The following is a 20,777-nucleotide window of genomic DNA, read 5'->3' on the forward strand; positions in this document are numbered from 1 at the left end:
GAGCCCAGCATCGGGGGCCATCGACAGCCGGGCGAGGCGGGGTGACGACAATGGACATGCAGACCGACAAGCGGGCGACGCTGTATCGGATGGTGATGCCCGAGCACGTGTGTCCCTACGGGCTGAAGGCGCGGCACCTGCTGCGCAGCGAGGGCTATGCGGTCGACGACCAGTGGCTGGAGAGCCGCGAGGAGACCGATGCCTTCAAGCACCGGCACCACGTCGCGGCCACGCCGCAGGCCTTCATCGACGGCGCCCGCGTCGGCGGCTACGACGACCTGCGGCGCTACTTCGGCAGATCGGTGCAGGACCCGGAAGCGACCAGCTACCGCCCGGTCGTGGCGATCTTCGGCATGGCCGCCCTCATCGCGCTGGCGACGGCCTGGGCGGCGCTGGGCACGGTCTGGGCGGTGCGCACGGTCGAGTGGTTCGTGGCCTTCTCCATGTGCCTGCTCGCGGTGCAGAAGCTGCAGGACGTGGAGAGCTTCTCGACCATGTTCCTCAACTACGACCTGCTCGCCCGGCGCTGGGTGCCCTACGCCACGCTGTTTCCGTTCCTGGAGGCGCTGGCCGGCGTGCTGATGGTCGCCGACGCGCTGCTGTGGGTCGCGATCCCGGTCGCCTTCTTCATCGGCAGCGTCGGCGCGGTGTCGGTGTTCTACGCGGTGTACGTGCAGAAGCGCGAGCTCAAGTGCGCCTGCGTCGGCGGCGGCTCGAACGTGCCGCTGGGCTTCGTCTCGCTCACCGAGGACCTGATGATGGTGGCGATGGCGCTGTGGATGCTGGCGTGGTGAGCGCCGCCCTCAGGCAGCCGGTCCGAGGAAACCCCGCACCAGCTCCTCGGACACCTGCCACAGCCGCGCCGCCATCGCGCGGTCGGTCTGCAGGGCGCTCGGCTGCGCCGGCGCGCAGTCGCGGAAGTACGTGCCGCTGACCCGCGCCAGGGCGGGATGCGTGGCCACGTAGCAGGGCGTCGCCGCCCCCTGTGCCGGGGTCTGCGCATCGGCGCGGTAGCCGTCGCCGACGCTGCGCAGGATGTCGGTGCGGGTGTGCCCGGGCGTGACGCAGTTCGAGGTCGCGCCGGTGCCCGCGAGCCGGTGCGCGAGCTCGAGCGAGAACAGCCCGTTGGCGAGCTTGGAGTGGCTGTAGCCGCGGTCGGCCCAGCCCTCGCCCGAGAGGCGACCGAACTGGATGCCGCCCTCGGGCGCGCGCGCGTGGTCGCCGCTGCCGAGGACCACCACGCGCCCCTGCGGCGCCGCGAGCACGCGCGCGAGGAGGCGCCGCACCAGCAGGAAATGACCGAGGTGGTTCACGACGAACTGCTTCTCGAGGCCGCGCACCTGCTCGAGGCCGCCGAGCACGATGCCGGCGTTGCACACCAGCATGTCGACCGGCACGTCCATGGCCTCGATCCGCTCGGCGCAGGCGACGACGGAGTCGAAGTCGCTCAGTTCCAGCACGACGGGCGTGGCGCGACCGGCCACGCTGGCGCAGGCCGCCGCGCCCTTCTCCGCGCTGCGCGCGGTACCGATGACGTGCGCGCCGCGCAGGGCCAGCACGCGCATCGTCTCGTAGCCGATGCCCGAATTGCAGCCGGTGACCACCGCGGTCCTGCCGCCGAGGTCGAGGCCGCGGGTCACTTCCTCCGCGGTCGAGCCCGGGCCGGACGCGCGTGCCGGCGCAGCGTCGTGCGACCGGGCCAGGCGCGGCGCGAGCGCCGCCAGCAGTGCGCCCTGCACGAGGCGGCGTCGTGTCTCCAGAACCATGGTGGATCCGCGGGGCGAGGGCCGCGGAGTATGCAGCGCGCGGCGCGTCTGCGCGTGCGCCGCGACATCACGCCCTACTTCTTCTTCAGCGCGTCCGGCTTGTGTGCGGCGTGCTTGCCGCTCTTGTCGCTCACCACCAGGTACTCGGGATTGTCCGGCGAGGCCGCGACGTGGTGCGACTTGATGTCCGTCGGCCGGGTCAGCGTCTTCTCCACCGTGCCGTGGGTGGTGCCCTGCGAGGTCTGCCAGGCGACCTTGTCGCCCTTCTTCAGCCGCTCGGCCATGGCCGGTCTCCGTGCATGGGATCGAACCGCCGATGCAACGCGCTGCGACGTGACGCGGCCGCGAGCGCCGCCGGTCGGCGCGCCGGTCCGCAGCCCTGTCCGCGATCCCGCCGCCGCCGCATGATGGCGCCGGTCTTCGCGGGCGGAGGCGGTCATGCGTGGATGGATGCTGCCCATCGCGGCGCTGGGACTGGCGACCGCCGCGCTGCGCGGGGAGGACTGCGCCAGCGAGCGCATCGAGACCTTCGCCCACGCCGAGATCGGCCCCGTGGAGATCCACCGCCACCGCGCCAGCGGTGCGCTGCTGTTCGTCTCGATCATGCACGTCAACCCCGACGGTGCGCCCGACGCCTACCACCCCGACGACATCGGCACCGTGCACCTGTGCAACGGCATGAGCGTCGGCGGCACCTGCGCCGGCGGCGCCAGCTGGAAGGCGCAGTGCATGGCGGACTACCGTGCCGCGCGCGCCGCCGGCTTCACCCCTTCGACCCCGATCTGCTTCTTCGCCATGGCCAGGCGCGACGGCGTGCCGGTGGTACAGGGGGAGGACGACCCGCGGCCGGGCTATTTCGTCTCTACGACCGCGCTCGCGCAGCCGGGCGCGGACCGCATGCGCCCCTCCGGCTACGTCGACTCCAACACGGTGCCGTTCGCGGTGATCCCGTCGACCTGGCCGCGCGCGCCGCGCTTCGGCGTCGGCCTCGGCGACTTCGGCTATGCATTTCGCGCCGGCAGCGACCACGCCTCGCCGCTGGTGGTGGCCGACCTCGGCCCGGCGCGCAAGCTCGGCGAGGGTTCCATCGCGCTGCTGCAGGCGCTCGGCCACGACCCCTTCGTCATGCGCTACGGCACCCGCCGCGCGGCCAGCGCCATCGGCCGGCGCGAGGTGCTCTACGTGCTGTTCCCGGGCAGCGCGGACGGCGCCGCGGTCAGCCCCATGCACGTCGCCGCGCGCGCCGATGCGCTGCTGGCCGCGCACGGCGGACGTGAGGCCTTCGCGCCCTGCCTCGCCCGGCTGCGGCAGGCGAGCGCGCCATCGCCCTGATCCGCGCGATCGGTCAGCGGGCCACCCCGACCACCAGCCGTGCGACGTAGCCGCTGTCGACATCGCCGCCGACCGCCGCCAGCTGGTGCTCGACGCCATCGTGGAAGACGTTGTCCTGGGCGAAATCGGCCACCGACGTGTTCTGCCCGCGCGCACGATAGAGCGGCGAGTCGTACACCGCCTGGGTCACCGCCTGCGGCAGCGCGATCTGCGACGTCGCCGAGACGCGGCCGAGGCGATCGAGGAAGACCTGGAAGTGGATGTGGCTGATGCGCCCCGCGTACCAGCCGGGGAAGATCGTCCGGAAGCGGACCTCGCCGTCGCAGTCGGTCGCCTGCACGCCGCGCAGGAAGGTCTCGCCCGCCGTGCCGCGCGCCTGGGACATGGCCGGCGGGCCGCCCTCGCTGCCGCCCGGCGGTGGTGCGCCGCGGCCGCCCGGTCCCGGGCCGCCGCCGCCCATGCCCGGGGGACCGCCGGGTCCGCCTCCCCTGCCCCCCGGCGGCGGCCCCGGTGGCCGTCCGTCGCGCCCCCCGGCGGCGGGAGCGGCCATCGGTGGCGCAGCCGCGTAGCCGGAATAGACACCTTCGCGGTCGCAGTGCCAGACATAGATCGCGGCGCCCTGGATCGGTGCGCAGTCGGCGTCCACGTCGACCAGCCGCAGCACCAGTTCGAGCGGCACGCCTTCCTGGCCGTCGGTGATGTCGCTGCGGACGATGCCGGGATCCTGCAGGGCCTCGGCCAGCGGGAACGGGCCGGGTGTCTCGGCCGGGATCAGCACGCAGGCGCCGGACCCCGCGTCGGCGCTGCAGGCATCGGCGGCGCGCGTGCGCCAGGGCAGCAGCAGGCCGCCCGCGAGCGTGCCGAGGCTGGCCAGCATGCGCCGGCGCGACGGCGCCGGACCGGCAGCGGGAGGACGGTCGTCGAAGGACATGCTCGGGATCCCGATCCGAAGGGACGCGCAGGGTGGCGCGGGCCCGTCGAACCGGCCCGCAACGCCGTGTCCGGCCGCCGCGACGGATTCCGCCCGCTGCCGCGTTCCCGCCGCCCCGTTGGCGAGGCCCAGCACCGCGACCAGGAGCACCCGGCCGCGACCACCACCGCCACCGTGGCCAGCAGCGTGCCGCGATGCATCGCCGTCCCAGCTGCAGGCTGTGCGGGACGGATGTCCAGCGCTCGTCGTGGTGCTTGCCGGCACCTGCCGAGGGTGCCGATCGCGCCGTGGATGCCGCCGTGGCGGGCCCGGCCTACGCCATGCCCCGGGCGACGCTGCCTCAGGCGGTCCGCGGCGCCTGCGAACTTGCCGTCAGCAGCGTCAGCAACGCGCCCGACAGCGGCGGCCTGCGCGACCTGCGGGGAGACGGCCCGCGTAGCGAGCGGGATGCAGGTGTTGGCTCAGGGCGCCGGCGGAGGAGTCGTCTGTCGCTCCAGCGCATCCTTCGCACGGCGCGCGGCCTCGGCGCCGACGTGCTCGGCGAGCACGTCGGCGAGCTGGCGCAGCTGCGCGGCGCTGAGCCCCACGTTCATGCTGATGCGCACGTGCGATCGCAGCTGCGAGTCGGTGCCGGGCATGCTGGCAAGCATGGCGACGGTGGCGATCTCGCGGCTCTGCCAGTCGAGCGCGTCCCGCTCGAAGATGTCGCCGAACAGGTGGGTCTTGAGGTATTCGTCGATGGCCGGCGCGAACTCGAACACCGCGCCCTGGGCCGGCGCGCCGAGCAACCTGGTCTGGTTGGCGGTGCCCGCCGCCAGCAGCGCGTCGCCCTTCGGGATCGCCCGGCTGGGCGCCTGGCCCGGCGCATCCTGAATGCCGCGCGCCCTGCGCGTTTCCAGCACCTCCATCAGTTCGGCGAGCGCGTTCAGGCTGCGCGGGAACCCCGCATACGCATAGACCTGCACCAGCACCTCCCGGACCTCGCTGACCGTCAGCCCCGCATCCAGCCCGCGGCCCAGGGCGTCACGCAGGCTGGCGACGTCGCCCGCGGCGGCGAAGGCCGCGATGGGCACGATCGCCTGCTGACGGGCCGCAAGGGTGTCGGATCGGGTCTGCACCTGGGACATGTCGTGTCGCTCCTGAGGACGTTCCGCGGCGTGGCTCGAAATGCCAGGCAGGCCCATCAGACCCAAAGCCAGGGCCACGGCGACCGCGCCGCCCCCGCAGCGCCTAGCGCGTGTACTGCGCATCGCTCACCTTCTCCATCCACTCCACATTCGCGCCATCCACCGTGCCGGTGACGGCCAGGTGGCTCATCGCGGTCGTCGGCGCGGCGCCGTGCCAGTGTTTGACGCCGGGCGGGCACCACACCACGTCACCGGGGCGGATCTCCTGGACCGGCTTGCCCCATTCCTGGGTCAGGCCCACCCCCGACACCACCACCAGGCGCTGCCCTGCCGGATGCGTATGCCAGGCCGAACGCGCGCCGGGTTCGAAGGTCACCAGGCTGCCCGACGCGGTGATGCCGTCGTCGGCCGGCCAGACCGGGTCGACCCGCACCCGGCCGGTGAAGTAGTCGTCGGGACCGGCGGCCGAAGGCTGCGTCCCTGCGCGCGTGATCTGCTGGCCGGCGGCTGCCGCCGCGTCGCGCTGCGGCTCCGCAGCGCCAGCCGGAGCGCCCGGGAGCGCCATCGCGAAGAAACCGAGTCCCAGCAGCGATGCGTTCATGGCGATGACTCCTGTGCAAGATGGAAACGAAGCGGATCCGGGTTGCCTGCTGCACATGCCGCTCACGGCGCCGTCGGCATTCCGGACGGGTTTGGAACCGGTCGTCGCCCGCCGCCCGGACTGCGGCGGCCGGCGACGGGAGCAGCCCTTCATCGCGCTCCCCGGCTAGGCGGCCAGGGTCGCGTTGTCGATCACGAAGCGGTACTTGACGTCGCCAGCGAGCATGCGCTCGTAGGCGTCGTTGATCTGGTCGGCACGAACGAGTTCGATGTCGGCCGTGATCCCGTTCTGGGCGCAGAAGTCGAGCATCTCCTGCGTTTCCGGGATGCCGCCGATCATCGAACCGGCGAGCGAGCGACGCTTCATGATGAGGTTGAACACGGCCGGCGACGGGTGCGGGCTGGCGGGGGCACCGACCAGCACCATCGCGCCCTCGCGCTTGAGCAGCACCAGGAAGGCATCGAGGTCGTGCGGCGCGGCCACCGTGTTGACGATCAGGTCGAAGCTCCTGGCATGCGCCGCCATCTCATCCGCGCTGCGGGATGCGACCACTTCGTCGGCCCCCAGGGCCAGCGCGGCCTCGCGCTTCGATTCGGAGGAGGTGAACGCCACCACGTGCGCGCCCATGGCATGGGCGAGCTTGATACCCATGTGACCGAGCCCACCGATGCCGACCACGCCCACCTTCTTGCCGGGGCCGGCCTTCCAGTGCCGCAGCGGCGAATAGGTGGTGATGCCCGCGCACAGCAGCGGAGCCACCGCCGCCAGCTGCTCCTCGGGATGACGGATGCGCAGCACGTAGCGCTCGTCGACCACGATCTGCTGCGAATAGCCGCCGAGCGTATGGCCGGGCGCGTCCGGGGTCGGGAAGTTGTAGGTCCCGATCATGCCGTCGCAGTAGTTCTCCATGCCGCCTGCGCAGTCCTCGCAGTGCCTGCAGCTGTCCACGATGCAGCCGATGCCGACCAGGTCGCCCGCCTGGAAACCCTCGACATGCGCGCCCACCGCCGCGACCCGCCCGACGATTTCATGGCCGGGCACGCAGGGGAACCGGGTCCCCGCCCACTCGGCGCGGACCTGGTGGAGATCGGAGTGGCAGATGCCGCAGTAGGCGATGTCGATCTGCACGTCGTGCGGCCCCGGAGCGCGGCGGGTGATGTCCATCGGTTCCAGGGGCTTGTCGCCGGCATACGCGCCGTAGGCTCGAACAGGCATGGCAGAGGTCCAGGCTCAAGTGGAATGCCGGCCATTCTGCGCAGCAGCGGACTGCTCGATAAGATGATGGATGCTTTTATGCTTTATTAGATCGGCTAATCAATCGACCATGCCACACTGCGGCCATGGCACGCCGTAACCTCAACGATCTCCTGGCCTTCGTCACGGTCGCGCGCGAAGGCAGCTTCACCCGTGCCGGCGCGGTCCTGGGAGTCTCCCAGTCGGCCCTCAGCCAGGCGCTCAAGGCCCTGGAGGAGCGGCTGGAGATCCGCCTGCTCACCCGCACGACCCGCAGCGTGGCGCCGACGCCGGCCGGCGAACGGCTGCTCCAGGCCATCGGGAACCGCTTCGACGAGATCGAAGCGGAACTCGACGCGCTCACGGCGCTGCGGGACAAGCCGGCCGGCCTGGTGCGCATCACCAGCGGGGACTGGGTCCTGCGCACGATCCTGCTGCCCAGGCTGCTGCCGGTGATGCACCGCTATCCGGACATCCACATCGAGTTCGATGTCAGCTACGGGCTGCGGGACATCGTCGCCGATCGCTTCGATGCCGGCGTGCGCCTCGGGGAGAGCATCGACAAGGACATGATCGCGCAGCCCATCGGACCGAAGCTGCGGATGGCCGCCGTGGCGTCTCCGGGCTACTTCGCCAAGCACCCCGCGCCGAAGGTTCCGGGCGATCTCACCCGGCACAGCTGCATCAACATCCGCTTCCCTTCCGGCGGCGTGTACGTGTGGGAGTTCGAGCGCCGCGGTCGCCAGCTGAACGTGCGCGTCGACGGCCAGTCGACCTTCAACACCTCGCCCCACATCGTGCTCGCGGCGCTCGACGGGCTGGGCATCGCCTTCCTGCCGGAGGACGAGTTCGCGCCGCATATCGAGCAGGGGCGCCTGATCCGGGTCCTGCAGGAGTGGTGCCCGCCCTTCTCCGGCTATCACCTCTATTACCCGAGCCGCCGCCAGCACTCGCCGGCGTTCTCGCTGGTCGTGGATGCGCTGCGGATCTGAGCGGAGCGGGTCCCGCGCGCCCGCGGCCGCCGTGTCGCGCGCCGCCGCATGCGCGCCTGCCACCCGTCGGAACGGATCGGCGGACGCCGCCGCATCCCCCGACTGCCACGCCTTCCCCCGGTCCGCGCCCTCGGTCCAGGCCACCGTCGACATCAGTGCCAGCGCGCTCTGGCGCCTGTCCACGCGCGCGTGCTGCACCGGCACCGGCACCGGCACCGGCACCGGGGCCACGATGACGCCGGCCGGCGTGCGCGACGTGATGGGGCCTCAGCGCGGCGCGCCGAAGACCTGCGTCCAGTAGCTGACCGCGTCGCTGTCGGGATCGGTCGCGTAGGCCGCGCCCATCTCGGTGAACTGCGGATCCATGATGTTGGCGCAGTGGCCGGGGCTGGACAGCCAGCCGGCGACGACCTGCTCCGGCGCGCCCTGCCCCGCCGCGATGTTCTCGCCGACGTGGCGCCAGGCGTAGCCGGCACGGGTGGCGCGCGCGCCGACCTCGCTGCCGTCGCCGCCGCGGTGGCTGAATACGTTGCGCTCGGCCATGCCGCGACTGTGCGCCAGCGCGGCCTCGGCGAGCGCGGCATCCCAGGTCAGCGGACCCGCGGCGTCGAAGTGGCGCCCGCCGCAGCTGCGCGCCTGCGCGCGGGCCGCATTCACCTGCTCGAGGACGGCGCGGCCGGCCTCCTGCCAATCGCCCAGGTCCTCGGACAGCAGCGGCCGCGCGAGCACGATCTGCCAGCGCGCGCCGTCGTGCGCCGCGCCGATCTCGGCGAACTGCGGATCCATCAGCGGCGCGCAGTAGCGCTGCCGGACCAGGTCCATCGCGCTCGCGGCGTCGTCGGGACCGGCGATCGCGATGGTCTGCGCGGCGGCCGCGTTGTAGCCGACCGCGCGCAGCGCCTCGCGGATGCTGCCGCCGCCGGCCAGGTCGACCTCGGCCAGGCGCGGATCCGGCGCCAGCGGCCCGGCCGGCTCGCGCTCGCGCCCCTCGCACTGCCGCGCCTGTGCGCGGTAGTCGTTGACCCGTTCGACGAGCGTGTCGGCCTCCGCGGCGGGCGCGGACGGCGCCGCGACCGCGGCTCCCGTCCACAGCAGGAGGGCGGCACCGGCGACGGTGCGATGGGGAGGCGGGACGGGCGCGACGGCGGTGGACATGGAAGACCTCGATGCGCTGGCGACACCGGGCACGGGACCGCATGCGGAGTGAACACCGGACGAAGGAGCCGGCCGCGGCCGGTCACCACCCTTTCATCGAGCCGGCCCAGCATCGGCGGCCCCGCCCGCACGCCTCGCCATGACCGCCACCGACCGCCGCCGCTTCCTCAAGCTCGCCGGCAGCGCCGGCCTTGCCGGGGCCGCGCTCGCCTCGCTGCCGCCGTCGGTCCGCAATGCGCTCGCGGTGGAGCCGGCGCGGGTCACCGGCACGCTGGCCGACATCGGGCACGTGGTGATCCTGATGCAGGAGAACCGCTCCTTCGACCACTACTTCGGCACCCTGCGCGGCGTGCGCGGCTTCGGCGACCCGCGGCCCTGGCGCCTGCCCGGCGGCCGCGCGGTATGGGCGCAGCGCGACGCCGACGGTCGCGAGGTGCTGCCGTTCCGGCTCGACACCGTGCGCACCGGCGCCGCGCACATGCACGACCTCGACCACAGCTGGAAGGGCGCGCACGCCGACTGGAAGCACCACGACGCCTGGGTGGCGAGGAAGACCGCGCTGACCATGGGCCACTTCACCCGCGAGGACATCCCCTTCTACCACGCGCTGGCGGATGCCTTCACCGTCTGCGACGCCTACCACTGCTCGGTGTTCGGGCCGACCAACCCGAACCGGCTGTTCCTGTTCTCGGGCACCAGCGGCCTGCACGCGGGCGCCCGCGGCGAGCACGCGGTGACCAACGCCGACGACGGCAACTGGACCGCCGACAGCCGCCGCGACCGCCCCGACTTCGAGCCGCTGCGCTGGACCACCTATGCCGAACGCCTGCAGGCCGCGGGGATCGACTGGAAGGTCTACCAGGAGTACGACAACTACGGCGACAACACGCTGCAGAGCTTCGCCGCCTTCCGCGGCCTGGCCGACGCCGCGCCCCTGCATGCGCGCGGCCGCGCCTACGTCGCCGGCACCGACGCCGAGCAGGCCAGGACCACGCGCGGCGAGCCGCTGGTCGCGGCCCTGCGCGCCGACGTCGAGCGCGGGCGCCTGCCGCAGGTGTCGTGGATCGTTGCGCCCTACGCGATGTGCGAGCACCCCGACGCACCGCCGGGCTACGGCGAGGCCTTCAGCGCGCGGGTGCTGGAGGCGCTCACCGCCGACCCGGAGGTGTGGGCGCGCACTGTGTTCCTGATCAACTACGACGAGAACGACGGCTTCTTCGACCACGTGCCGCCGCCGTTGCCGGCGATCGCGCCCGCCTTCGGCGCGAGCAGCGTGCCGACCGACGGCGAGGACTGGCAGGGCACGCCGATGGGACTGGGCCCGCGCGTGCCGATGCTGGTGGTGTCGCCATGGAGCCGCGGCGGCTGGGTGAACTCGCAGGTGTTCGACCACACCTCGGTGATCCGGCTGCTGGAGCGCCGCTTCGGCGTGCACGAGCCCAACATCGGCGCCTGGCGGCGCGCGGTGGCCGGCGACCTGACCTCCACGCTCGACTTCGCCCGCGGCGACCGCCGGCGCCCGCCGCCGCTGCCCGGCGACGGCGCCGCGATCGCGCGCACCGATGGCTCGCGCGCGCTGCCCATGCCGCAGTTGCCCGCACAGGCCGCCATGCCGGTGCAGGAAGCCGGGCAGCGTCCGGCACGCCCCCTGCCCTACGACCTCGACGTGCAGGCGCACGCGGCCGGCACCGCGTTGGAGCTCGCTTTCGTCAACCGCGGCACGGCCGGGGCGGTGTTCATCGTGCGCAGCGACGACGCGGCGCAGGGGCCGTGGCACTACACGGTGGGCGCGGGCGACGTCCTCCGCGCGCACTGGCCGCGACACGGCGCGGCGCTCGCGGTGTACGGGCCGAACGGCTTCCTTCGCGAGTTCGCGGGCGCGGGCGACGCGGCGCCGGAGGTGGCTTGGGCGTTCGACGCGGCAGCGGGTCTGCTGCGATTGACCCTGCGCAATCCCGCGACCCGCGCATGCCGGCTGTCGCTGGAGGACGGCTACCGAGGCGCTGGGCCGCTCGCGGTGACGCTCGATCCGGCCGGAGAGCGGCATCTCGACATCGACATCGCCGCCCACGCCCACTGGTACGACCTCACCCTGCGCAGCCGGCAGGATCCGGGCTGGCGCCGCCGTCTCGCCGGCCACGTCGAGACCGGCGCACCGTCGTTGAGCGACCCGGCGATCGGCGCCGCACCGCCGGCCTGAGCCCGCGCGGGACGAGGCCGTGGCCCGCCCCCGCGCGGGGCCTTCAGAACCGCGCGTCGACGCTCAGGAACGCCTGCCGCGGCGCGCCCACCATCAGGGTCTGGTTGAAGCCGTCGGGATCGGAGACCTGGTAGCCGGCGGTGCCGGTGCTCGAGAAGTAGCGCTTGTCGCCGAGGTTGGTGACGTTGAGCCCCACGCGCAGGTCGTCGATGGCGCCGATCCGGCCGAAGTCGTAGTCGAGCCCGGCGTCGACCAGCCAGTAGGACGGCGTATGCGAGTCGTTGAGGTAGCTCAGCTCGCGCTCGCCGACGTACTTGCCGTCCAGCGAGGCGCGCCACGCGCCCACCGTCCAGCTCGCGGTCGAGGAGAACATCCACTCGGGGATGCCGACCACGCGCTTGCCCTCGGTCGCCACCACCTCGCCGCCGGAGACGTAGTCGTCCTGGTAGGTGATGTCGTTGTAGGACAGCGAGTTCAGCCAGCGCAGCCCTTCGACGGGCCGCCACAGCAGGGCCAGGTCCACGCCCTGGCTGCGCACCGAGCCGACGTTGCTGATGATCGAGGCGCAGGTCTGGATCGCCGAGCACGGCGAGATCGACAGCAGGCGGTTGTCGAAGTCGGTGCGGTAGAGGTCGGCCGAGATCTCGTAGGCGGCGCCCTGCACGCGATAGCCGAACTGGTAGGTGGTCGACGCCTCCGGCTCGAGCGCATCGACCGTGGCGTCGAACGAGGCCTGCGCCTGGCCGAACGGGGTGTAGCCGTAGTTGGCCTGGTTCTGCGCGACCGATGCGTAGATCTCCTGGCCGCCGCCGAGGCGCCAGTTGACGCCGGCCTGGGGCAGGAAATGATCGCTGGCCTCGATGCGGCCCTGTGCATTGCTGCCGCTGGCCACGCGCGAGGTCGCCTCGGTGGTCGTCTCCAGCGCCTTGGCGCCGACGGTCACGCCGAGCCGATCGCCGAGGAAGCGCATGCTGTCCTGCACGTAGGCCATCCGCGTCTTGACCTCGTAGTGCTGGTAGAAGCCGCGCAGGAACGGCTCGTAGCTCGAGTAGAAGTTGAACAGGTCGGTGAAGCCGTCGGCGTCGAGCCCGAAGAAGTTGCGCTGCTGGTCGTTGTCGTAGTTCTCGAGCCAGGTGCCGAGCTCGATGCGGTGCATGCCGAGATCGAGCTTCAGCGCGGCGAGGCCGCCGTAGCGGTCGAGTCCGTAGTCGGTGGTGCGCATCGACAGCGGCACGCCATTGGGCGAGGGGGTGTAGGGCGTGACCCACAGGCCTTCGCCGCGGTTGCCGTGGTAGTAGGCGGTGGTGTCCAGGGCGATGCCGTCGGCGAGCGCGAAGCTGCCGGCGAGCGCGGCCAGATCGTCGTTGCGGATGCCGCCGCCGAGGTAGTAGGCGGCGTCGGCCTTGCTGTAGCCCTCCGGCAGGCCGTCGAGCTCCTCCGGATAGGTGCCGTTGCCGGCGAGCGCGTCGGCGATCTGCAGCGCCATCTCCCAGTCCGGGATCAGGTAGTCCCACTCCCAGCCGAGCTCGCGCTGGCTGGTGAGGGAGAGGTCCATGTAGTCGTATTCCCTGCGGCGCGAGGTGTCGACGTAGAGGCTCAGGCGACTGTCGCCCCAGGCGTAGACGCCCTTGAGGTTGACCTGCTGGTAGGCCTGGTCGTCGAAGCCCTTCCACTTGTCGGTGGAGCCGTCGACGCCGGCGAGGTAGGCGGAGAAGCCGCCGTGGTCGCCGGTGTCCAGTCGCGCGAAGGTGCGGCGGGTGTCGTCGGAACCGAAGGTCTGCGCCACGCGCACGCCGGGATCCATGCCCGGATCGTCGGAGAAGTACTGGATGGTGCCGCCAAGGTTGCTGTTGGAGGCGGTGCCGAGCGCGCCGGCGCCCTGCGCGAGCTCCACGCTGGCGACGTTCTCGGTGATGATCGCGCGCGAGGCGTGCAGGCCGTTGCTGACGCCGTAACCCATGTTGCCGAGCGGGATGCCGTCGAGGGTGAAGCCCAGGCGGCTCTGGTCGAAGCCGTGCAGGGTGATCTGGGTCGCCCATTCGTAGTTGCCCCAGGGATCGGCGGCCTGGAACTGCACGCCCGGCAGCTGGTCGAGCACCTTGAGCGGACTCGTGCCGGGCGTCGCCGCCTCCAGCTCGCGCTCGCCGATGCGCTGCACCTGGCGCGTCTCGCCGCTGGCGACCACGGTGATCGCGCTCATCTGCTGCGGCGGCAGGGCGGCAGCCACGGCGGTGGAGGCGGCATCGGCCTCGGGCTGCGCCGGCTCGGCCGCGCACAGCGGCAGGGACACGACGGCGGCCACGGCGAGCGCCAGCGGGCGCAGCGGAAGGGCATGACTACGATGCGGCATCGATCGATCTCGAGAGGGAGGCGCGTGGCCCCGGGCGGTGGAGCGGCGCCGTCTTCCGACGCCGATCCGGCACTCTCGAATCGGGATGCGATGCTGCGTTGACAGCGATGTTGCAGTGCGGCGTCAGCGCCGCCGCCTCAGCCTCCGGGCGCGCGCGCCATGCAGCGTGCGTGACGCTCGTCGACCCGGGTCGCGAACCACTCGGTGGTGAGCGGCCGGGTGATCTTCGGGCTCTCCAGGTCGATCCGCGGCATCACCGCGCGCGGCAGTGCCTCGCCCCGCATCGCCTCGGCCAGTTCGAAGACACGGGCGTACAGCGCGGTCTCCTCGAACTCGAGCCGGTCGCCCTGCTCCAGCGCGCGGCGGATGGCGGCATCGCCCATGTCCAGGCGGCGGCCGAGCGCGCGCACCGCCAGTTCGGTCGCGCCCGGCGCGTAGCCGACGCCGGCATCGCGGCGCACGAGGTCGCCGTCGAGCGCGAGCGGAATGCCGGTCGCCAGGCTGACCGCGCTCTGGAACGCGGCGTTGCGGCTGGCGTACCAGCCGGCGTTGAAGTCGGCGTAGCGGTACAGCGGCCGCTCGTAGTCCGCCGGGTAGCCGAGCAGGTGGGCGATCCCGAAGTACATGCCGCCGCGCCGGCTGAAGACCTCGTGCCGGATCGACCCCTCGACCGGATACGGATAGCCCTCCTCGCGCGCATGCGCCTCGGCGAACTCGATGCTCACCTGCATCGGTCCGCCGGTATGCACCGGGTTGAGGCCGCCGAACAGGCGCCCGCCCATCGGCACCATGCCGATGAAGTCCTCGAAGATCGCGCTGAGTTCCTTCTCGGTGCGCACCCGCTGCAGGCGCTCGGCGTAGGACGCGCCCGTCGGCGACTCCAGGCGCAGCGCGGCGTCGACCAGGAAGCCCGGCACGTGCAGGCGCCCGGCGCGGCGGTCGATCTCCTCGCGCGCGATCCTCGCCAGCCCCGACACCGCCGGATCGGCGGTGAAGGTGGACTCCTGCTCGGTCACCGCGAGCACCGCGCACAGGTTCGAGGTGCTGGGCTCGATGTCGAGCGCGGTGAAGGCGACCTGGATGTCGCCGGCCCAGCCGGCGCGGTCGGCGACGCTGGCCGGCAGCAGGCGCACCAGCTCCGCGCGTACCTCCTCGGGCGGACGCGGCGGTCCCTCCCAGGCGCGCTGGGTCGCGCAGCCGGCGGCCAGAAGCGTCGCCAGCAGCAGGCCGAGCCGCGGGAAGCGTGGGCTCAGCACCGGCATCGCGGTGACGGGGTCGGATCGGGCATCGGGTGTCCTCGGGAGTGCCGACATGCGGCGGACGGTCCGCGCCAGCCTACCGGCGGCGGGTGGACTCGACGTGGTCGCGGCGCAGGCCGGCTTCACGCCCGATGCGCACGCGCTCGCCGATAACGCCGTCCCCACTCGCGCCGCGGCGTCCGCGGCGCCCTCCCCTCAAGCGTCCCGGCACCGCCTGCGCAGCGCGCAGCGGCGGGGCCAGCCAGTGCCCGTCATGCCCGCAAGCCTCCCCGCGCCACCGCTTCCCGCCACGCCCGCCGATGCCGGCGCCTGGCCCGACCCGCCCGAGGCCGGCCTGGCCCTGCTGCTCGCGCAGGCGGCGCGGGCGCATGCGGGGCCGGTCGTGCTGGTCGCCGCGGATGCCGGGCGCGCGCAGCGCATCGCCGCGACGCTGCCGCTGTTCGCCGGCGCGGTGCCGGTGCTGTCGCTGCCGGCGCCGGACACGCTGCCCTACGAGGCCGAGGACGCGCCGCCGCAGGCGCTGGCGGCGCGGATCGGGGTCCTGCGCCGGCTGGCCGCGGAGGACCATGCCGTCCTGGTGCTGCCGCTCGCGACCCTGCTGCGGCGAACCGCGCCGGCGGCGCACCTGGAGGCGTCGACGCTCACGCTGCGGCATGGCCACGTGCTCGATCCCGAAGCCGCGCGCCGCCGGCTCGAGGCGGCCGGCTACCGGCGCGTCGAGCGCGTCGCCGCGCCGGGCGAGTTCACCCTGCGCGGCGGCGTCGTCGACGTCTTCCCCGGCGACCGCCGCACGCCCTGCCGCATTCGCACGGCCGAAGGCACCGTGGTCGCGATCGGCGCCTTCGATCCGCACAGCCAGCGCTCGCTGGATGCACTGGAGACGCTGGCGCTGCCGCCGGCGTGCGAGATGCCGCTGACGGATGCGGCCGCCGACACGGTCCGTCGCCGCCTCGGCGAGCGCTTCGGCGAGGACGTCGCCCGCGGCGCCTGGGCGCGCGGCCTGCGCGAGGGCGCGGCGCCGGCCGGCGTCGAGGCCTGCCTGCCGCTGTTCTTCGACGCCACCGAAACCCTGTTCGACGCCCTGCCCGACACCGCGCTGCTGGTGCTCGACGGCGGGCTCGATGCGGCGCTGGCGGGCGCATGGGAGCAGATCGAGGCGGCGCATGCGCGCGCCCGCGGCGGCGAACGCCCGGTGCTGCCGCCGGATGCGCTGTGGCTGTCGCCGGCCGCCTTCGACCGCGCCTGCGCGGCGCGGCGACGGGTGCGCGTGGATGCCGGCGCCGGCACGGGCGGCCTCGCGGGCGTGGCCGCGCCGGCGGACGCCGACGCGCTGCTGCACGCGCTGCAAACGCCACCGGAGCGGCGCGTCCTGCTGGTCGCCGCCAGCGCGACGCAGGCCGAGGCATGGCAGGCGACGCTCGGCCAGGCGCGGGTCGACGCGGCGCGCGTGGACGACACGACCGCCTTCCTCGCGGCAGCGGGCCCGCGCGTCGGCATCGGCGTTGGCACGCTCGACGAAGGCTTGGCGCTCGACGCGCCCGCGCTCGCGCTGCTGCCGGTGCCCGATGTCGCGCCGCACGACGCGGACGGCGCCCATGCCGCCGGCACCGGGACCGGTCCAGGCCTGGCCGGCATCGCGCCGGGCGACCCGGTCGTCCACCTCGACAGCGGCGTCGGCCGCTACCACGGTCTGGTCGCGATGGAGGCCGGCGGCGTCCGCGGCGAGTTCGTGGCGATCGACTACGCCGGCGAGGACCGGCTCTACGTGCCGGTCACCCAGATCGGCCGGCTCGCCCGCTACGCCGGCACGGTCGACGGCGACGCGCCGCTGCACGCGCTCGGCAGCAACCACTGGGAGCAGGCGCGCGAGCGCGCGCAGGCGCAGGTCCGCGACACCGCCGCGGCCCTGCTCGCGCGCCAGGCGCAGCGCGAGGCGCGCGGCGGACACGCGCACGCGATCGACACCGGGCGCGTCGCCGCGTTCGCGCGCGGGTTCGCGTTCGAGGAGACCGCCGACCAGCGGCGCGCCATCGCCGAGGTGCTGGCCGATCTCGCCGCGCCGCGCGCGATGGACCGCCTGGTCTGCGGCGACGTCGGCTTCGGCAAGACCGAGGTCGCGCTGCGCGCCGCGTTCGCGGTCGCCACCGGCGGTCGCCAGGTCGCCGTGCTGGTGCCGACCACCCTGCTCGCGCAGCAGCACGCGCGCACCTTCCGCGAGCGCTTCGCAGGCTGGCCGATCCGTGTCGCCGAGCTCTCGCGCTTCCGCAAGGGCAAGGCGCTCGACGCGACGCTCGCGAAGCTGGCCGCCGGCGAGATCGACGTGGTCGTCGGCACCCATCGCCTGCTCGAACGCGGCGTGGCGTTCCGCGACCTCGGCCTCGCCATCGTCGACGAGGAGCAGCGTTTCGGCGTGCGCCAGAAGGAGCGCTTCCGCCAGCTGCGCGAGGACGTCGACGTGCTCGCGATGTCGGCCACGCCGATCCCGCGCACGCTGGCGATGGCGATGGCCGGCCTGCGCGAGCTGTCGCTGATCGGCACGCCGCCGGCGCGCCGGGCGCCGGTGCGGACGCGCGTCGCCGCGTGGGAGCCCGGACGCGTGCGCGACGCGCTGCGCCGCGAACTGGCGCGCGGCGGCCAGGCCTACGTGCTGCACAACGACGTCGACGACATCGACACCTTCGCCGACGGCATCCGCGCCCTGGTTCCCGAGGCGCGGGTCGCGGTCGCGCATGCGCAGATGCCCGCCGCGGACCTGAAGGACGTGATGACCGGCTTCCACCGCCGCCGCAGCGACGTGCTGGTGTGCACCACCATCATCGAGGCCGGCATCGACAACCCGCACACCAACACCATCGTGATCGACCGCGCCGACTGCTTCGGCCTCGCCCAGCTGCAGCAGCTGCGCGGACGCGTCGGTCGTTCCGACCGCCGCGGGCATGCATTGCTGATCGTCGACCCCGCGCGCATGACCGCCGACGCGCGGCGGCGCCTGGAGGCATTCGCCGCGGTGGAGGAACTCGGGGGCGGCTTCGCCCTGGCCAGCCACGACCTGGAGATCCGCGGCGCCGGGGAACTGCTGGGCGAGGCGCAGTCCGGACAGATCCGCGAGATCGGCTTCGACCTGTACCGCCGGCTGCTCGCACGCGCGGTGGATGCGCTGCGCGCCGGGCGCGAGCCGGACGCCGCGGCGGCGGCCGGGTATACGGGCGTGGAGGTGGAGATCCGCGCGCCCGCGCTGATCCCGGACGACTACGTCGAGGACGTCGGCACCCGGCTCGAGCTGTACGTGCGCATCGATGCCGCCACCGACGCGGCAGGCCTCGACGCGCTGCACGCCGAGCTGCTCGACCGCTTCGGGCCGCTGCCGGAGCCCACCGCGCGCCTGCTCGCCCTCGCCGGCCTGCGGGTCATGGCCGCGCCGCTGGCCATCGCCCGCATCGACATCGGCGACGAGGCCTGCGTGCTGTCCCCGCTCGACGGCCCATCCGTCGACCGCGACGCGCTCGCCGCGGCCCTCGCCGACCCGGCGCTCGGGGCCACCCTCGACGGCGCCACGCTGCACCTCGCGGCGCCCGGCGCGGATGCCGATGCCGCCATCGCGCGGCTCCGCGACCTGCTCGCCCGCCTCGGCGCGGCGCAGCGCGGGTAAAGCCGCCGCCAGGCGGGTCTGCCGGACGCCCGCCCGTCAGGTGGCGAATAGCTGGCCCTCGATGTCGGCGAAGGCCTTGAACTCCAGCGCGTTGCCGGACGGGTCGAGCAGGAACAGCGTGGCCTGCTCGCCGGGCTGCCCGGGAAAACGCACGTGCGGCTCGATCACGAAGCGGGTGCCGGCGGCGCGCAGGCGCGCGGCCAGGGCCTGCCAGTCGGCCATCTCCAGCACCACGCCGAAGTGCGGCACCGGCACGTCGTGGCCGTCGACCGGGTTGTCGCCGGCCACCGCGGCGCGCATGCCGTCGACCTGGTGGCAGACCAGCTGGTGGCCGAACAGGTCGAAGTCGACCCAGCGCGCGGCGCTGCGCCCCTCGGGGCAGCCGAACAGGCCGCCGTAGAAGGCACGCGCGGCGGCGATGTCGTGGACGGGAATGGCGAGGTGGAAGGGCGTCAGCGTGCGGGCCATGGGCCGGTCCGGAGAGCGATGGGGCGCGCAGTGTGGACCAGGTGGCGCCGCGTCATCGGAGCGGATCGTGGCCCCAGTTCATCAGCGAATGGCGCCAGCGCGTGTGCTCGAGCTCGGCGGCCGACCTGTGCGGGCGCTGGGCGAGGTGGCGGTGCACGTAGCCGACCACCTTGCGCATGTGCGCGTAGTCGCCGGGCCCGTAGTCGGCCTGCTTCGTGCGCAGCAGGTCGACGATGCGGCGGCCGGAGGCGTGGCCGACGGATTCCGCGCCGGCGCCGTGCTTCGCGCCGACGCTGCGCGACGCGTCGGTCTCCAGCCAGCCCTCCAGCGCGGCCGGCGTCATGTTCACCGCCTCGCGGAAGTCGCGCAGGGTCGCGCGGTCGTCGTGCTGGTCGCTCATCGCAGACCTCGCTGGCTCGGGGACGGCAGCGTCGCGGCGACGGGCTGCCGGCAGCGTGAAGGCAGGGATGCCGGGGATCTTTGAGCGCGGGGCCCGCGCAGGCACCATGGCGGGATGCGCGACGGAGCGGATGGGACGGGAGCGGCGATGCGGGGGATCGAGGGCGAGGCTGCGCCCGCGGGCACGGGGCGCGCCGGCGATGCGCAGGCCGCGCACTGGCACGCGATCGACGCCGCGCTCGCCTGGAACATGCGCAGCCAGGACCGCTCGCCACGCCATCGGCTCAACCGCCTGGCCCGGCAGGAATCGCCGACCCTGGAGGTCTGGCTCGGCCCCGACAGCGCAACGGTGGGCGACGTGCTGCTGCCCGTTGACACCCTCGCCGGCATGCGCCGCGGCCACGCGCGGCGGCGCCCCCAGCGCGGCCACGACCCGGTCATCGTCCTCGCCCACCGCGGTCGCCTGGTCCTGATCGACGGCACCAACCGCGTCAACCTGCACCTCGACGCGGGCACGGATGCGCCGATGCGGGCGCGCGTGATCGAGCTGCGCGAGCCGCCGCGGTCGCGCCTGCTGTCGCCGGCCATGTCCTTCGTCGCGGCGATGGCGATCGGTGCCGCCGCCTTCGTCGCGCTGCTTGCGCTGCATGCCTTGGCCCAGGGCCTCGCCTGCCTCGGACTGGGCGGGGAGCTGCTGGGCGTCGGCGACTTCGCCTACCGCTGCTCGGCGGGCGCAGGCCTGCCGGCCCTGGCCGGGCCCGTTGTCGTGGTCGTGGTCGCGTTCGCTGCCTACGTCGGGCTCGCCGGGCGCGTGCCGGATCCGGGCCTGCGCGTGGCGCTGGGCACCCTGCTGGTGCTGGGCCTGGCGTGGGTAATCGGCGGCATGGCGATCGCGGCGCTCGGCGGCGGTGGCGTCTTCGCCGTGCTGGCGGGCGCGGTGCCGGCCGGATGGGAGACGCCGACGCGGATCGGCCTTGGCGGCGTCGCCCTGCTCGGCGGCGTTCCGCTGCTGCGTGCGGCCGCGCGCCGTGCACCGACCTGGATGCCGCACCTGGCGATCTGGCTCGGGGCGAGCCTGGTGCTCCTGGCGACGGGCGTCACTGCCCCGGGGCCGTGGCCGGCGGCGTTCGCCCATGCCCTGCTGTGGGGCCCGCTCGCGCTCGCCGGCCTGCTGCTGCCCGCCGGTCGCCGCGCGCTGCTGACCGCGCCACGCTTCGCGCTGGCGCGGAGCACCGGGGTCGCCTGGATCGTCGCCGGCAGCGTCGCCACGGGCGCGTTCGCGCACCTGCTCGGCGGGTTGCTGGCGCCGGCCTGA

17 protein-coding genes are annotated in these 20,777 nt (G+C 73.7%); 6 read left to right on the plus strand and 11 right to left on the minus strand.

Translation table 11 applies throughout. The features are described 5' to 3' along the window. The first annotated feature begins 56 nt into the window (after positions 1–56). Positions 57–794 carry a MauE/DoxX family redox-associated membrane protein gene (locus tag KB893_RS07235; protein ID WP_211925046.1) on the plus strand — a complete coding sequence of 246 codons (738 nt, stop codon included), beginning with the start codon at positions 57–59 and terminating at the stop codon, positions 792–794. Positions 795–803: 9 nt separating this feature from the next. Here KB893_RS07235 and KB893_RS07240 read toward each other — a convergent pair whose 3' ends face one another. Continuing rightward, positions 804–1,766 (minus strand): SDR family NAD(P)-dependent oxidoreductase, encoded by a 963-nt coding sequence (locus KB893_RS07240; RefSeq protein ID WP_211925047.1) that lies wholly within the window; start codon positions 1,764–1,766, stop codon positions 804–806. 74 nt (positions 1,767–1,840) lie between these two features. Beyond that, positions 1,841–2,050, minus strand: coding sequence for a hypervirulence associated TUDOR domain-containing protein (locus KB893_RS07245; protein WP_211925048.1), 210 nt, complete (start codon positions 2,048–2,050; stop codon positions 1,841–1,843). A gap of 154 nt (positions 2,051–2,204) precedes the next feature. Here KB893_RS07245 and KB893_RS07250 point away from each other — a divergent pair, with 154 nt between their 5' ends. Beyond that, positions 2,205–3,098 (plus strand): glycoside hydrolase family 75 protein, encoded by an 894-nt coding sequence (locus KB893_RS07250; protein WP_211925049.1) that lies wholly within the window; start codon positions 2,205–2,207, stop codon positions 3,096–3,098. Between the two features lie 13 nt (positions 3,099–3,111). Here KB893_RS07250 and KB893_RS07255 read toward each other — a convergent pair whose 3' ends face one another. The 4 genes from KB893_RS07255 to KB893_RS07270 form a co-directional block, all read right to left on the minus strand. Continuing rightward, the gene (locus KB893_RS07255; RefSeq protein WP_211925050.1) at positions 3,112–4,029 is read right to left on the minus strand and encodes a peptidase associated/transthyretin-like domain-containing protein; all 918 of its coding nucleotides are present in this window, start codon (positions 4,027–4,029) and stop codon (positions 3,112–3,114) included. Positions 4,030–4,490: 461 nt separating this feature from the next. After that, on the minus strand, positions 4,491–5,156 hold the full coding sequence (locus tag KB893_RS07260) for a carboxymuconolactone decarboxylase family protein (RefSeq protein ID WP_211925051.1): 666 nt from the start codon (positions 5,154–5,156) through the stop codon (positions 4,491–4,493). 103 nt (positions 5,157–5,259) lie between these two features. After that, positions 5,260–5,757 carry a (R)-mandelonitrile lyase gene (locus KB893_RS07265; protein WP_211925052.1) on the minus strand — a complete coding sequence of 166 codons (498 nt, stop codon included), beginning with the start codon at positions 5,755–5,757 and terminating at the stop codon, positions 5,260–5,262. 165 nt (positions 5,758–5,922) lie between these two features. Next, the gene (locus KB893_RS07270) at positions 5,923–6,972 is read right to left on the minus strand and encodes an NAD(P)-dependent alcohol dehydrogenase (RefSeq protein ID WP_213173590.1); all 1,050 of its coding nucleotides are present in this window, start codon (positions 6,970–6,972) and stop codon (positions 5,923–5,925) included. A gap of 125 nt (positions 6,973–7,097) precedes the next feature. On the opposite strand from KB893_RS07270, the gene KB893_RS07275 reads away from it, so the two are divergent. Further along, entirely contained in the window at positions 7,098–7,982 is an 885-nt protein-coding gene (locus KB893_RS07275) for a LysR family transcriptional regulator (protein WP_211925342.1), read from the plus strand. 267 nt (positions 7,983–8,249) lie between these two features. On the opposite strand, the gene KB893_RS07280 is transcribed toward KB893_RS07275, so the two are convergent. Beyond that, a complete protein-coding gene (locus KB893_RS07280) occupies positions 8,250–9,137 on the minus strand; it encodes a CAP domain-containing protein (protein WP_211925341.1) in 888 nt (295 codons plus the stop codon). A 139-nt stretch (positions 9,138–9,276) separates the two neighbouring features. Between KB893_RS07280 and KB893_RS07285 the strand changes: the two genes are divergently transcribed. After that, on the plus strand, positions 9,277–11,337 hold the full coding sequence (locus tag KB893_RS07285; protein WP_211925340.1) for a phosphocholine-specific phospholipase C: 2,061 nt from the start codon (positions 9,277–9,279) through the stop codon (positions 11,335–11,337). A 43-nt stretch (positions 11,338–11,380) separates the two neighbouring features. On the opposite strand, the gene KB893_RS07290 is transcribed toward KB893_RS07285, so the two are convergent. Together KB893_RS07290 and KB893_RS07295 are read right to left on the minus strand one after the other, a co-directional pair. Then, positions 11,381–13,687 carry a TonB-dependent receptor gene (locus KB893_RS07290; protein ID WP_211925339.1) on the minus strand — a complete coding sequence of 769 codons (2,307 nt, stop codon included), beginning with the start codon at positions 13,685–13,687 and terminating at the stop codon, positions 11,381–11,383. A gap of 137 nt (positions 13,688–13,824) precedes the next feature. Continuing rightward, positions 13,825–14,940, minus strand: a complete 1,116-nt coding sequence (locus KB893_RS07295; RefSeq protein ID WP_377730378.1) for a DUF1615 domain-containing protein — start codon at positions 14,938–14,940, stop codon at positions 13,825–13,827. 259 nt (positions 14,941–15,199) lie between these two features. On the opposite strand from KB893_RS07295, the gene mfd reads away from it, so the two are divergent. Continuing rightward, positions 15,200–18,595, plus strand: coding sequence for a transcription-repair coupling factor (gene mfd, locus KB893_RS07300; protein WP_211925338.1), 3,396 nt, complete (start codon positions 15,200–15,202; stop codon positions 18,593–18,595). 36 nt (positions 18,596–18,631) lie between these two features. Here the strand turns inward: mfd and KB893_RS07305 are convergent, their stop codons facing one another. Then, positions 18,632–19,063, minus strand: coding sequence for a VOC family protein (locus KB893_RS07305; protein WP_211925337.1), 432 nt, complete (start codon positions 19,061–19,063; stop codon positions 18,632–18,634). 52 nt (positions 19,064–19,115) lie between these two features. Further along, positions 19,116–19,463, minus strand: coding sequence for a DUF3140 domain-containing protein (locus KB893_RS07310; protein WP_211925336.1), 348 nt, complete (start codon positions 19,461–19,463; stop codon positions 19,116–19,118). Positions 19,464–19,610: 147 nt separating this feature from the next. On the opposite strand from KB893_RS07310, the gene KB893_RS07315 reads away from it, so the two are divergent. Further along, a complete protein-coding gene (locus KB893_RS07315; RefSeq protein ID WP_211925335.1) occupies positions 19,611–20,777 on the plus strand; it encodes a hypothetical protein in 1,167 nt (388 codons plus the stop codon).

This window comes from Coralloluteibacterium stylophorae (assembly GCF_018122625.2).
GTDB lineage: Bacteria > Pseudomonadota > Gammaproteobacteria > Xanthomonadales > Xanthomonadaceae > Coralloluteibacterium > Coralloluteibacterium stylophorae.